A 13,249-nucleotide genomic window follows, 5' to 3' on the forward strand; every position below is an offset into this window, starting at 1 on the left:
AGATGGCCTGGAACCCTAGCCCGGTCGTGGGGGCATGCTCAACGCAAGGGAAAGCCGACAGGCAACGAGGGCTTGTTCATCTCTTTATCCACGGGGATGAATCCCGTCCCCAGCCTGTGAATCCCGGGTGCGAATCAGGCCGACTCGCGAGGATGCAGAGGGAGGCATCTTGGGCTGCTTGTTGGCAAATGCGGGACCGCTGCCTAAACCCCACTGTCCCCCGCCCAATAACAACATCAAACTTCTTCTAAATATAATAAGAGAAAGAGAAGAGCGTGGCCTTCGAGCCTGACGATCCGTCGCGTCCCGGCTTTGCCAAGCCCTTGCTTGCCGTTCTGCGCGGTGAGCGTCGAGACCCTCCGCCGATGTGGTTGATGCGGCAAGCGGGACGCTATCTTCCCGAATATCGCCAGCTGCGTGAGGAGAAGGGCAGCTTCCTGGACCTCGTCTATGACAGCGACGCGGCGGCCGAGGTGACCCTGCAACCGATCGAGCGTTTCCCTGAGTTCGACGCCGCGATCCTGTTTTCCGACATCCTGATCGTGCCCTTCGCTCTGGGGCAGAACCTGACCTTCGTTGCCGGTGAGGGCCCGCGCCTGACGCCGCCGCTCGCCGTTGCAAAGCTCGAGCAGCTGACGGAATACCCGGCGCGGCTCGAGCCCATCTATGAGACCGTGCGGAAGGTTCGGGAGCGGCTGTCGTCCGAAAAGGCGCTGATTGGGTTCGCTGGAGCGCCTTGGACGGTCGCGACCTACATGGTCGCCGGCCAGGGCAGCCGCGAGCAGGCCGAAGCGCGGCGGTTGGCCTATGGCGACCCCCAGGCATTTGCTGCGATCGTCGAGAGGATCGAGGCGGTGACCTTCGATTATCTGTGCGGTCAGGTCGAGGCTGGGGCCGACGCCGTGCAGCTGTTCGACAGCTGGTCAGGAAGCCTTGCGCCTTCCGAATTCGAACGCTGGGTGATCGCGCCGACCGCGCGGCTGGCCGGGAAGCTTCGATCACGCTTCCCGGAGTTGCCCGTTATTGGCTTCCCCAAGGGCGCCGGCGGGAAGATCGCCGCGTATGCGCGCGAGACGGGGGTTAGCGCCGTCGGTCTCGACGAGACCGTTGATTCCGTCTGGGCGGACCGTGAGCTACCCTCCGGCCTGCCAGTCCAAGGCAATCTCGATCCGCTGGCGCTGCTCACCGGCGGTGAGCCGTTGCAATCGGCAGTGCGGCGAATCCTTGACGCCTTCCCGGCGAGGCCACACATCTTCAACCTCGGGCATGGCATCCTTCAGGACACGCCTGTCGCGCATGTCGAGGAGCTCACTCGACTGGTGAAGGGGGCACAGTGGATCGGCTGATCGGATGGCTGGGGCCCGCGCATTACTGGGTGCTCGCCGCGCACATCACCTTCGTGATCTTCTGGATGGCGGGCCTGTTCCTGCTGCCGCGGCTCTACGTCTACCACCAGGAAGCGCCTGTCGGGTCGCCGGAAGACCGCGCCTGGATCGAGCGCGAGGCGCGGGTGCGGTCGATCATCCTGACTCCGGCGATGATCATCGTCTGGGTCCTCGGGCTCATGCTGGCCCTCGATATCGGCGCCTGGACGATGGGCTGGTTTCACGCGAAGCTGCTGCTCGTCATCCTGTTGACAGGTTATCAGGGCTGGCTCGGCGCTTATGGAAAGAGGCTCGCGCAGGGGCAGCGGTCTACATCCGGGCGGACGCTTCGGATGCTGAACGAAGTGCCTGGCATCGCTGCGGCGTTGATCGTCGTCCTGGTGGTCATCAAGCCCTTTTAGCTTGCTCGGGCAATCGCATTTCCGGCGACGGATCGACGAGGCTGATTGACAGCGCGGCTGCGCAACCATACGTCCGACTCAAGACGGCTGTTCGGCCAGTTCTTCCTTTTCGCCGGCTGCTGCGTCCTTCCAAGCGGCGTCCTGCCGCGCTTTCCAGAAGCGTTCCTGTCGGTCGGCCGCGCCAGAAATCCCTCCGAAATTCCCAGAAAAGATCAATCTATGCATTTGAAAGACTTGAAGAAAAAGACGCCCGCTGAACTCGTTGCAATGGCCGAGGAGATGGGTGTCGAGGGCGCTTCCACGCTCCGCAAGCAGGACCTGATGTTCTCCATCCTAAAGGTTCAGGCTGAGAATGGCGTCGAAATCATGGGCGCCGGCACCATTGAGGTGCTGAACGATGGCTTCGGCTTCCTCAGGAGCCCTGAGGCGAATTATCTCGCTGGTCCGGACGACATTTATGTCGCGCCGTCGATCGTCCGGCGCTTCGGTCTTCGCACCGGCGATACCGTCGAGGGCGAGATCCGTGGGCCCAAGGAGGGTGAGCGCTATTTCGCCCTGACTCGCGTTACGACCATCAATTTCGACGATCCCGACCAGGTCCGGCACCGCGTCAACTTCGACAATCTGACGCCCCTTTACCCTGACAGGAAGCTTCGCCTCGATACGCTTGATCCGACGATCAAGGACAAGTCGGCGCGGGTGATCGACATCGTCGCTCCGCTCGGCAAGGGTCAGCGCGCGCTGATCGTCGCTCCGCCGCGGACCGGCAAGACGGTTTTGCTGCAGAACATCGCTCGCGCGATCACCGACAACAATCCGGAAGTTTTCCTGATCGTTCTGCTCATCGACGAGCGGCCGGAAGAGGTCACCGACATGCAGCGCTCGGTCCAGGGCGAGGTGATCTCCTCGACCTTCGACGAGCCCGCGTCGCGCCACGTCCAGGTTGCTGAAATGGTGATCGAGAAGGCCAAGCGCCTCGTCGAGCATAAGAAGGATGTCGTCATCCTCCTCGACTCGATCACCCGTCTCGGCCGTGCCTACAACACGGTGGTGCCGAGCTCCGGCAAGGTTCTGACTGGCGGTGTTGACGCCAACGCACTGCAGAGGCCGAAGCGCTTCTTCGGTGCGGCGCGCAACATTGAGGAGGGTGGGTCCCTATCGATTATCGCGACTGCGCTGATCGATACCGGTTCCAAGATGGACGAGGTTATCTTCGAGGAGTTCAAGGGCACCGGCAACAGCGAGATCGTGCTCGACCGCAAGGTTTCCGACAAGCGCATCTTCCCATCGCTGGACGTCGGCAAGTCCGGTACCCGCAAGGAAGAGCTGCTTGTCGAGCAGGCGACGCTCACCAAGATGTGGGTGCTGCGCCGGATCCTCATGCAGATGGGAACCGTCGACGCGATGCAGTTCCTGCTCGACAAGATGAAGGATGCCAAGTCGAATGAGGATTTCTTCGCGTCGATGAATCAGTAAGGGGGCGGCCGTGCCGCATGGCATGCTCGACTTCGCGGAACTGCTGACGCCCGTTGGGCTCGCCGTGCTTGCGCAGGTTATCCTGATCGACCTGACCATGGCCGGCGACAATGTCGTCATCATCGGGACACTGACTTCGGGACTGCCGCCGCGAGATCGGCGGCGGGTAATCATGCTCGGGGTCGCAATTGCGGTCGTGTTCCTCATTGGATTCGCGTTGGTCGCGACTCAGCTGTTGAAAATCAAAGGCTTGCTGCTTGCCGGCGGTCTGCTTTTGCTGGTTGTCGCCTACAACATGTTCCGCGAGCTCCGCAGAGGGAAGGACGTACCTGCCGACGATCCCACAACGCCCGCTATTGAGGGGCCTGCCCGAAGCAAGACATTCCTTCAGGCAGCGATCCAGATCACCCTCGCCGACCTGTCGATGAGCCTCGACAACGTGCTTGCGGTCGCTGCGGCGGCGCGCGAGCACCCCGCAGTGCTGTTCGTGGGGCTGGTCCTGTCGGTGACGTTCATGGGCGTCGCGGCCAGTTTTGTTGCGCGGTTGGTTCACCGCTTTCCGCTGCTTGCCTGGGCTGGACTGGCGATGATCCTGTACGTCGCAGTAAAGATGGTCTGGGAGGGGTGGCACGACGTCGCGCCGCTGCTTGCCTGAGGGCAGCGGGCCATGCGCACCCTGGACACCATCTTCGCTTTGTCGAGCGGGCGACCGCCTGCCGCCGTCGGCCTGATTCGGATCAGCGGGCCTCAGGCGCATGCCGCGGCGAGTCGGATCGCCGGTGACCTGCCCGTGCCACGCGTCGCTTCTGTTCGTGAGCTCCGTGACCCGGCGACGGATGAGCTTCTCGACCAGGCGCTCGTGCTGCGTTTCAACGGGCCCGCCAGCGCAACCGGAGAGGACGTGGTCGAATTCCACTGCCACGGCGGCCGAGCCGTCGTCGAAGTCGTGCTGTCCCGTCTCGCCGCGATCGATGGGCTTCGGCAGGCGCGGCCGGGCGAGTTTACACGCCGCGCGTTCGAGAGTGGGCGCATCGACCTCTCGGAAGCCGAGGGCCTCGCGGACCTTCTCGAGGCAGAGACCGAAAGCCAGCGCAAGGCAGCGCTAGCCATCGCCGAGGGCGGGCTCCGGCGCCAGATCGAGCAGTGGCAGGCCAGGCTCCTGGAACTGTCGGCGATCGCGGAGCTGGCGATCGATTATGACGACGTGGACGAGGCACTGGACCCCGAATTTATCGCCAGCTGTGACGCCTTGGCGTCAGATCTTGAGCAGTGGCTGTGCCGTCCTCGCGTTGAGCCGCTTAAGGACGGCCTGCTGATCGTCGTCGCCGGTCCGCCGAACGCGGGCAAGTCAAGTTTGGTGAATCTCGTAGCGGGCGAGGAGCGCTCGATCGTGACCGATGTTCCAGGTACGACGCGGGACCATATCGAGGTACCCTTGTCGATCGCAGGCATTCCGGTGCGACTTACGGACACGGCCGGCCTCCGCGCGGCCGAGGACGAGCCTGAGGCAATCGGCGTTGAACGCGCGAGGAGCTTGCTCAAGATTGCCGATATCGTCGTCTGGCTCGGAGCTGCAACGGAGGCGCCTGTCCACCCTAGGCTCGTGCTCGTTCACGCGAAGGCCGACCTGGCTGGGCGCGAGGAAGTACCGGCGGGCATGATTCCGGTCTCTGCCTTGACGGGCGCGGGCGTTGCCGCCTTGCTTGAGCGGCTCGCGGAGTTGGCAGGGACGATTTTGCCGGGCGAAGGCGCGATCGCCTTGAACCGGCGGCAGGCAGACCTGATCGGCGCAGCGCAGCGATCACTCCGCGCTGCCGCCTGCGCGACCGAGCTTTCGATCTTGGCGGAAGAGTTGCGACATGCCCGCAGCGCCTTCGATCGTCTGACTGGCCGCGCCGGCGTCGAAAATGTCCTCGACGCGCTATTCGCGCGATTCTGCCTGGGCAAATAGTTTCACGTGGAACATGCCTAGTCTAAGAGCCCCCTGATGCACGACGTTCTTGTGATCGGCGCTGGCCACGCGGGCTGCGAAGCTGCTGCAGCAGCAGCGCGTCGGGGTGCGCGCGTGGGCCTTCTAAGCTTTCGCCCGGACGACGTCGGTAAGATGTCATGCAACCCGTCGATCGGAGGGGTGGGCAAAGGCCATCTCGTCCGTGAACTTGACGTGTTCGATGGGCTCATGGCCCGTGCAGCGGACCGAGCGGCGATCCACCGCCGCATGCTCAATCGGAGCAAGGGGCCGGCGGTCTGGGGTCCCCGAATTCAAGCTGACCGCAAGCTATATCGGCGCGCGGTTGCCGACTTACTCGCCGCAAGCGATGTCGAGTTGCTCCCGGCTGAAGCGCTACGCGTGGTGCAAACCCGCGGTCGCGTAACGGGGCTCGAGACGAGCGTAGGCGCGGTAGGATGTCACGCGATTGTGATCGCAACCGGCACGTTTCTCGATGCCCGGATGTTCCTGGGTAACGAAGTGGTCGCGGGCGGCAGGTGGGGTGAAACTTCGTCTGCGGTCCTGGCACAACAGATTCGAGAGATCGGTCTGGCTGAAGGACGTCTAAAGACTGGCACTCCGCCGCGGCTTGACGGCCGGACGATCGATTGGGCGCGCCTCGAGGAGCAGTCAAGCGATAGCGAGGCGTGGACCATGTCGGCCCTCGATGAAGGCGTGCGGCAGCCTCAGATACGTTGCGCAATCACGCGCACAAATGAAAAATCGCATTCAATCATTCGGCGAAACTTTGATCACTCGCCGCTGTTCGGTGGCGCTATCCAAGGTCGCGGCCCGCGCTATTGCCCATCGATCGAGGATAAGGTTCGCCGATTCGCGGAACGGGATTCGCACCAGATCTTCCTCGAGCCTGAAGGATTGAGCGATCATCTGGTCTATCCCAATGGCATTTCGACTTCGCTGCCGGCGGACGTCCAACTCGACTTCCTTCGCAGTGTCGAAGGCCTGGAAACCGTAGAGATGGTGCGAGCGGGCTACGCGGTCGAATACGAGTATGTCGACGCCCGCCGGCTCGGCTCAACGCTCGAGGTTCGCGACGTTCCGGGGTTGTTCCTCGCTGGGCAGATCAACGGCACTACGGGCTATGAAGAAGCGGCCGCGCAAGGGCTCGCTGCGGGCCTGAACGCCGCCGCGCACGCTCTGCACCTCGCTCCTGTGCGGTTTGACCGACAGCAAAGTTATATAGGCGTAATGATCGACGACCTCACGATCCAGGGGGTCACGGAGCCATACCGGATGTTGACCGCTCGCGCCGAGCACCGGTTAGCCCTACGCGCCGACAATGCCACGTCCCGCCTCGGGCAAGCGGCGTTAGAGGCTGATTGCGTATCGCAAGACCGCCGTGCGCATATTATCATGCATCAGCGGCGGCGCTCGTTACCAGCTTGGGCCGAGACGCAGGAAGGGCAAGCGGACGCGCTCTATTCGCCCTACGTTGGAAGGCAGCAGCGTGAGTGGGACGCGCTTTCCGGTGATCGGGCCTTGGTACTCGGTCCGCTGATCGACTATCGCCGCGTTCCTGGTCTTTCAACGGAGATGGCCGAGAGGCTAGAGCATGCGCGGCCCGAGACGCTTAACCAGGCATCGCGCGTCCCCGGCGTTACGCCGGCTGCGTTGTCGGCGCTGTATGTAGCCGCCGGAGCGTCCGGAAAGACCGCGTGATCGACGAGCTCACGAAGGCCGCCGGACGGCCCGTTTCACGTGAAACACTCGAGAAAATCGAGCGATATGCCCATCTGCTCCGCGAGGAGAGTTCGCGCCAAAACCTTGTGTCCAGTGCAACCCTAGACACTCTATGGGAACGGCATGTGCTCGATTCGGCACAGCTTTGCCGGTACGAAACGCGGCCCGAAGCGTCGTGGCTCGACATCGGGTCCGGGGCAGGATTCCCGGGAATCGTGATCGCATGTATTGTCGCGGGGCGTTGCACGTTATTGGAACCGCGGCGACTGCGCGCGGAGTTTCTCCACAGGGTCGTCGATTCGCTGCGACTCGAAGCGGAGGTTCTCTGTAGCAAAGCCGAACACGTGAGCGGCAAATATGACCTTATAACTTCGCGCGCCGTCGCTCCGCTGGCTAAGCTGCTCGGAATATCCCAGCATCTGTCCACAAGAAAGACACGGTGGGTGCTTCCCAAGGGACGAGGCGCGTTATCCGAACTGGCCGAAGCGAAGCGGACGTGGCAAGGTATGTTCCACGTGGAACGAAGTGTCACTGACGCGCAGTCGTTCATCGTTGTCGGGAAAGGGGTGAGGGCGAAGACATGATCCGCATCGCGATCGCGAACCAGAAGGGCGGCGTCGGGAAGACCACCACCGCCATTAACCTCGCCACAGCGCTTGCGGCAATCGGATCCCGGGTGCTCCTGATTGATCTGGATCCGCAGGGTAATGCTTCCACAGGCGTGGGCGTTGGAGCTTCAGCTCGCGCTCGGTCGAGCTACGACGTCCTGATCGGACGAGCCGGCGTTGTTGAAAGCGCAATGCCGACGCGGGTCCCCCGCCTCGATCTGTTGCCAGCAACCGTCGATCTTTCGGGCGCCGAGGTGGAGATGGTCGAGCTTGTAGACCGGGCGCGTCGGCTGGAGCGCGCGCTGGTCGTCGTTCCCGAGGGCCGTTGGGATATATGCCTGATCGACTGTCCGCCGTCGCTCGGTCTTCTCACCGTCAATGCACTGGTCGCCGCGCAGCACCTGCTCGTGCCGCTCCAGTGCGAATTCTTTGCCCTGGAAGGGCTGAGCCAGCTGCTTCAAACGGTCGATCGGATACGATCGTCGTTCAACTCTCATCTGTCGATCCTGGGCGTGGCGCTGACGATGTTTGACCGGCGTAACAACCTGTCCCAGGCCGTTTCGGAGGATGTCCGTGCCTGCCTTGGCGATGCCGTTTTCGAGACAGTCGTGCCGCGCAACGTACGCCTATCCGAAGCGCCGAGTCATGGGCTGCCGGCGCTGATTTACGATCTGCGGTGTCCGGGATCGGAAGCCTACATCAATCTTGCCCGCGAGTTGATTCGGCGGTGCCCGCAACTGGCGGAGGCGGCATGAGCAGCGAGCGTCCGAACCGTGGGCTAGGGATGGGCCTCTCCGCGCTTCTCGGCGAAGCAGCTCGGCCGGGCGGGAGCTCAGCCGAACAGGATCGCGGCGTGCGAGAAATTGAGATCGCGCGTATCCGACGCAATCCGAACCAGCCTCGCACCTATTTCGACGAGGCCGCGCTCGACGAATTGTCTAAGTCGATTGCGGCTCGGGGAGTTCTGCAGCCGATCTTGGTCCGGCCGGTCGAAGAAGACGGATTCGAAATCGTCGCCGGCGAGCGACGCTGGCGAGCGGCACAGCTGGCACAGCTTCATGCCATTCCTGCGATCGTCCGCGACATAGACGATGCGTCGACCGCAGAGATCGCGCTGATCGAGAACGTCCAGCGACAGGATCTCAACGCCATTGAGGAAGCCGAGGGCTACCGCCAACTGATCGAGCAGTTCGGCCACACCCAGGACGATGTCGGCCGCATCGTGCACAAGTCGAGGAGCCACGTTGCCAACCTGCTCCGGCTGCTGGACTTGCCCGAATTCGTGCGTCAGGCGCTGGTCCGTGGTGAGATCAGCATGGGCCACGCGCGTGCGATTGCCTCGGCGGAAGACCCGGAGGGCCTGACGCGTGAGATCATCGCGCAGGGACTTTCGGTTCGCGAAGCGGAAAGGCTCGCTCAGAAGGCGCGACCCGGGATTGCTGACGCGATCGGCCGCGCCAGTGCCCGCAACGCCGCGAAGGCGGCCAACGCCGACCTCGAAGCGCTGCAGCGGCAGCTCGGCGACCTGCTCGGCCTGCGGGTCAAGGTCCACCATCATGGCAACAGCGGCAGCGTACTGCTCCATTACAGCACGCTCGATCAGCTCGACATGATCTGCCAGCGGCTGTCGGGCGAGCCGATCTGATACGCTGTCTGCTAGCGGCGTCCGCGCGCCGCACGGGCGATCGCAAGCAGTTCTTCGCCGAGCATCGCCTGGTCCGGCACGGAACTGAAGATCAATGATCGCTCCAGCTTCCCGGCGCGCTCCGAGAGTCGGGCGAGGTCGTCTGACGACCATTGCTGAAGAAGCGTCTCGAACAACGCTTTATCCTTCCAGAACAAGGACCTGCCGACTGACGTCATGACTGCGTCACTGCGTTCGCCGCGCTCGATCCGCGCGCGCGCGGGAGCGAGCATCAGCAGACGGCGCTGCAGCGATCGCACCACCGGGATCGCCTCGAGCGCACCCGGCAGGCGCGCCAACTCCTGCGACAATTGCTCGATCCGCCCGGCCAGAGCCAGGTCCGCGAGGTGGAGCAATTCGCCCTCTGGCAAAGCCGCGCCGACCGCATCGATGGCGTCGTGACCGAGAACTCGCGGGGATTGCGGCGATGCATCCACGTATAAGGCATATTTCTCGAGCTCGCGAGTCACGATCGCCTGATCGTTGCCGCAGGCATCGGCGATCCGAGCGGCAGCACCAGGCTCGACCTTGAGGCCGAAGCGCCGGCCCACGTCCGTGACCATGCGACGGGCATCCTGCCCCTCGGGGACGTAGGATTTGAAGGAGACGACCCCCGGCGCGGCTTCCGCGAGCTTAAGCAACGCGGAGGTCTTGCGGAGATCGCCGGCGATGGCGGCCACCGCCTTCTCGACCGCCGGCGCGGCGAGCAGGGCTTCGACCGCCTGAGCAATCTCGTCGCCTGCCGGCTCAATCCACACAAGACTCTTGCCCCCGAAGAGACTCAGGGCGCCAGCCTCGTCGGTCAGGCGTGCCGGATCCGAGCGTAGCGTGCTCCCGGTGATCATCTCTCTGTTGGCACCGAGCCCGATGAGCAGCTGCTCGCCGAACCCGCGCGATTGCGCCTCGTCGGGGCCGTGGAACAGGTAGAATCGAATCGCTGGGTCGGGCTGCGCAACCGCCCGGGAGATCGCCGCCTTGCTGGTTTTCACCGCGCCGACGCGTGAAGGGCAAAGGCACCGAGGCGGGCCACAATCTGGTCGGCGACGACGTCCGAGAGATTCTCGGCGGCGGTTTGCTCGGCCGCGACGGTGGCATATTCGGAGCTGACGATGTCGATGCCGGCATCCGAACCCGCTGTTGCATCCAGGACGACCGTACCGGTGGCGAGGTCGACAAGCTGGTAACGGGCACGCAAGGTCCGCCGCTCGCGGGTCGCCGCCTGGTCGCTGCGGATGCCGAACGAGGTGATGTTGTCGTCGAGAGTGACATCCAGTCGATAGGCGGGTGGCGCAGCGCCGCCCTCGCCGAGGCGGTCGACCAGCTTGTTGTGGAGGAGCCAGCCCGTGCGCTCGGGAATCGGCGACACCTCGACCGATCGCAACGTCGTCGCCACTGGTCCCGAGCTGCCGCCACCATAAAGAGGCTGCAGTCCGCAGGCCTGGAGCAGCGCGATCGCAGGGAGGACCAGCGAGCGCCTCATGCGACAACGTTGACGAGACGGTCGGGCACGACGATCACCTTGCGCGGCGCCACTCCGTCGAGTTGGCGCTGGACCTTCTCTGACGCCAGGGCGAGCGCTTCGGCAGCTGCACGGTCGAGCCCGCGCGGCGCGGAAAGGGTGTCGCGCAGCTTGCCGTTGACCTGGACCGCGAGCGTGACCTGGTCGTCAACGAGAAGAGCGGGGTCGAACGCGGGCCATTGCGCGTCGGCGACGAGACCCTGCCCGCCGAGAGTCGCCCAACATTCCTCGGCAAGGTGAGGCGCCATTGGAGCGGTCAGCAGGACCAGCGTCCGGACCGCCTCGGCGCGGGTGGCGGAGGGCGGCGCCTTTTCGATCGCGTTGACAAGCTCGTAAAGCGCAGCGACGGCCTTGTTGAATTGCAATCCATCGATCGCCTCGCCCACCGCCGCTGTGGTGCGGTGAAGCTTGCGGCGCAGCCCTTCGTCCTCGCCTTCGCCGGCTCGACCGGAGATGACCAAGCGCCACACACGCTGGACGAAGCGCGAGGCGCCCTCGATCCCTGCTTCCGACCATTCGAGGTCCCGCTCGGGCGGGCTGTCGGACAGCATGAACCAGCGCACCGCATCGGCGCCGTAGCGGTCGACGATTGGCTCCGGGTCGATGGTGTTGCGCTTCGACTTGGACATCTTCTCGATTCGGCCGGGCGTGACCGGATGACCGCTCTCGATGTGGACCCAATCGTCGCCGTCGCGCTTGACCTCGTCGGGGCTTAGCCAGCTGCCGTCGCCGGCCTTGTAGGTTTCGTGCGTGACCATCCCTTGCGTGAACAGGCCGCGGAACGGCTCACCAACGCCGAGGCGGCCGATGCGCTGCAGCGCTCGAGTCCAGAAACGTGCATAGAGCAGGTGCAGGATCGCGTGCTCAACGCCGCCAATATATTGCGCAACGGGAAGCCACGTCTCGGCTTCGGCGCGGTCGAACGGCTTGTCTTTCGGCTGGCTTGCGAAGCGAATGAAATACCAACTCGAATCGACGAATGTATCGAGCGTGTCGGTCTCACGGACCGCATCGCCGCCGCAACTCGGGCAGGTGACATGCTTCCAGGTGGGGTGGCGGTCGAGCGGATTGCCGGGCACGTCGAAGCTGACGTCTTGTGGCAGCTCGATCGGAAGTTGGTCGCGCGGCACCGGGACGGCGCCGCAGCCCGCGCAGTGCATGATTGGGATCGGCGTGCCCCAGTACCGCTGTCGGGACACACCCCAGTCGCGCAGGCGGTACTGCACCTTTCCCTCGCCCCAACCCGTGGTCTGGGCCCGGCGAACAACTTCGGACACGGCCTGAGATGTGGTTAGACCGTCGAGGAAATCCGAATTAACGGCAATGCCCGGCGCGTTCTCGGATTCTGTCCCGATCGGCTGGGATGCGAGTTCCGGCGATGCCGCCACGACGCGGCGAATCGGAAGTTGATACCGCGTCGCAAATTCAAAATCGCGCTGATCGTGGCCGGGGACCCCGAAGATCGCGCCAGTGCCATAGTCCATCAACACGAAGTTCGCGATGTAGACCGGCAGCCGCCAGTCGGGGTTGAGCGGGTGGACGACTTCGATCCGCGTGCGATAGCCTTTCTTCTCCGCAGTCTCGATCTCGGCGGCGCTCGTCCCGCCGGTTCGGCATTCGTCGACGAAGGCGCGGGCCTTGTCATCGCGCTCGGCCGCCGCTGCGGCGAGCGGATGGCCAGCCGCTACGGCGACGAAGCTCGCCCCGAAGATCGTGTCGGGCCGAGTCGTGAAGACCGCGACCGTGTCGATCCCGCCGACCGGCTCGGCGATCCGGAAGTCGAACTGGAGACCCTGGCTCCTGCCGATCCAGTTCTCCTGCATCAGCCGAACCTTGTCGGGCCATTGGTCGAGCGTACCCAGGCCCTCCAGCAGATCCTCGGCAAAGTCGGTGATCTTCAGAAACCATTGCGACAGCTTGCGCCGCTCGACGGCCGCGCCCGACCGCCAGCCCTTGCCGTCGATCACCTGCTCATTGGCGAGCACGGTCATGTCGACCGGGTCCCAGTTGACCTCGCTCTCCTTGCGATAGACCAGGCCGCCCTCGAACAGGTCGAGGAACAGCGCCTGCTCATGGCCGTAATAATCGGGGTCGCAGGTGGCGAGCTCGCGGTCCCAGTCAAGTGCAAACCCGAGGCGTTTCAACTGGCCCCGCATGTTCGCGATGTTCGACCGGGTCCATTCGCCCGGGTGCACCTTGCGCTCCATCGCGGCATTCTCAGCCGGCATTCCGAACGCGTCCCATCCCATCGGGTGAAGGACCTCATGCCCCTGCATACGCCGATAACGGGCAATGACGTCACCCATCGTGTAGTTGCGGACGTGGCCCATGTGGATGCGTCCCGACGGATAAGGGAACATCTCCAGCACGTAGGTCTTGGGCTTGTTGCTCTCGCTGTGGGCGGCGAAGCAGCCCTCGTCGGCCCAGCGCGCCTGCCAGCGGCGGTCGGCCACGCTCGGGTCGAAGCGCCCGTTCATGCCGGCCC

The 13,249-nt window shown here is 64.1% G+C and carries 12 protein-coding genes; 9 read left to right on the forward strand and 3 right to left on the reverse strand.

Going from position 1 to position 13,249, the window contains the following annotated elements; genetic code table 11:
• Nucleotides 1–275 precede the first annotated feature (275 nt).
• The 9 genes from hemE (at nucleotide 276) to JOZ79_RS02750 (ending at nucleotide 9,206) form a co-directional block, all read left to right on the forward strand.
• Nucleotides 276–1,346, forward strand: a complete 1,071-nt coding sequence (gene hemE / locus JOZ79_RS02710) for a uroporphyrinogen decarboxylase (RefSeq protein ID WP_294070205.1) — start codon at nucleotides 276–278, stop codon at nucleotides 1,344–1,346.
• Nucleotides 1,346–1,786 (forward strand): CopD family protein, encoded by a 441-nt coding sequence (locus JOZ79_RS02715; protein WP_294070302.1) that lies wholly within the window; start codon nucleotides 1,346–1,348, stop codon nucleotides 1,784–1,786. The genes hemE and JOZ79_RS02715 overlap by 1 nt, the downstream gene beginning before the upstream one ends.
• A 219-nt stretch (nucleotides 1,787–2,005) precedes the next feature.
• Entirely contained in the window at nucleotides 2,006–3,262 is a 1,257-nt protein-coding gene (gene rho / locus JOZ79_RS02720; RefSeq protein ID WP_294070209.1) for a transcription termination factor Rho, read from the forward strand.
• Nucleotides 3,263–3,272: 10 nt separating this feature from the next.
• The gene (locus JOZ79_RS02725; protein ID WP_294070212.1) at nucleotides 3,273–3,917 is read left to right on the forward strand and encodes a YjbE family putative metal transport protein; all 645 of its coding nucleotides are present in this window, start codon (nucleotides 3,273–3,275) and stop codon (nucleotides 3,915–3,917) included.
• A gap of 12 nt (nucleotides 3,918–3,929) precedes the next feature.
• Nucleotides 3,930–5,213, forward strand: coding sequence for a tRNA uridine-5-carboxymethylaminomethyl(34) synthesis GTPase MnmE (mnmE, locus tag JOZ79_RS02730; protein ID WP_294070215.1), 1,284 nt, complete (start codon nucleotides 3,930–3,932; stop codon nucleotides 5,211–5,213).
• Between the two features lie 36 nt (nucleotides 5,214–5,249).
• Nucleotides 5,250–6,932, forward strand: a complete 1,683-nt coding sequence (mnmG, locus tag JOZ79_RS02735) for a tRNA uridine-5-carboxymethylaminomethyl(34) synthesis enzyme MnmG (protein ID WP_294070218.1) — start codon at nucleotides 5,250–5,252, stop codon at nucleotides 6,930–6,932.
• Complete coding sequence (gene rsmG / locus JOZ79_RS02740) at nucleotides 6,929–7,537, forward strand: 16S rRNA (guanine(527)-N(7))-methyltransferase RsmG (RefSeq protein ID WP_294070221.1); 609 nt, start codon at nucleotides 6,929–6,931, stop codon at nucleotides 7,535–7,537. Before mnmG ends, rsmG begins: the two co-directional genes overlap by 4 nt.
• Nucleotides 7,534–8,316, forward strand: a complete 783-nt coding sequence (locus JOZ79_RS02745; protein WP_294070224.1) for a ParA family protein — start codon at nucleotides 7,534–7,536, stop codon at nucleotides 8,314–8,316. Before rsmG ends, JOZ79_RS02745 begins: the two co-directional genes overlap by 4 nt.
• Entirely contained in the window at nucleotides 8,313–9,206 is an 894-nt protein-coding gene (locus tag JOZ79_RS02750; RefSeq protein WP_294070227.1) for a ParB/RepB/Spo0J family partition protein, read from the forward strand. The genes JOZ79_RS02745 and JOZ79_RS02750 overlap by 4 nt, the downstream gene beginning before the upstream one ends.
• Before the next feature lie 11 nt (nucleotides 9,207–9,217).
• Here JOZ79_RS02750 and holA read toward each other — a convergent pair whose 3' ends face one another.
• The 3 genes from holA to leuS are packed head-to-tail and all read right to left on the reverse strand — an operon-like array spanning nucleotide 9,218 to nucleotide 13,241.
• Nucleotides 9,218–10,234, reverse strand: a complete 1,017-nt coding sequence (holA, locus tag JOZ79_RS02755; RefSeq protein ID WP_294070230.1) for a DNA polymerase III subunit delta — start codon at nucleotides 10,232–10,234, stop codon at nucleotides 9,218–9,220.
• Nucleotides 10,231–10,725 carry an LPS assembly lipoprotein LptE gene (lptE, locus tag JOZ79_RS02760; protein WP_294070233.1) on the reverse strand — a complete coding sequence of 165 codons (495 nt, stop codon included), beginning with the start codon at nucleotides 10,723–10,725 and terminating at the stop codon, nucleotides 10,231–10,233. The genes holA and lptE overlap by 4 nt, the downstream gene beginning before the upstream one ends.
• A complete protein-coding gene (gene leuS / locus JOZ79_RS02765; protein WP_294070236.1) occupies nucleotides 10,722–13,241 on the reverse strand; it encodes a leucine--tRNA ligase in 2,520 nt (839 codons plus the stop codon). Before leuS ends, lptE begins: the two co-directional genes overlap by 4 nt.
• Nucleotides 13,242–13,249 lie beyond the last annotated feature (8 nt).

This window comes from Sphingomonas sp. (assembly GCF_019242355.1).
Lineage (GTDB): Bacteria > Pseudomonadota > Alphaproteobacteria > Sphingomonadales > Sphingomonadaceae > Sphingomicrobium.

Excerpts from the sequence above, each read along its gene's own strand:
- rho (WP_294070209.1), top strand. The coding sequence starts at position 2,006 with ATGCATTTGAAAGACTTGAAGAAAAAGACGCCCGCTGAACTCGTTGCA.
- mnmE (WP_294070215.1), top strand. The coding sequence starts at position 3,930 with ATGCGCACCCTGGACACCATCTTCGCTTTGTCGAGCGGGCGACCGCCT.
- JOZ79_RS02745 (WP_294070224.1), top strand. The coding sequence starts at position 7,534 with ATGATCCGCATCGCGATCGCGAACCAGAAGGGCGGCGTCGGGAAGACC.
- JOZ79_RS02750 (WP_294070227.1), top strand. The coding sequence starts at position 8,313 with ATGAGCAGCGAGCGTCCGAACCGTGGGCTAGGGATGGGCCTCTCCGCG.
- mnmG (WP_294070218.1), top strand. The coding sequence starts at position 5,250 with ATGCACGACGTTCTTGTGATCGGCGCTGGCCACGCGGGCTGCGAAGCT.
- leuS (WP_294070236.1), bottom strand. The coding sequence starts at position 13,241 with ATGAACGGGCGCTTCGACCCGAGCGTGGCCGACCGCCGCTGGCAGGCG.
- lptE (WP_294070233.1), bottom strand. The coding sequence starts at position 10,725 with ATGAGGCGCTCGCTGGTCCTCCCTGCGATCGCGCTGCTCCAGGCCTGC.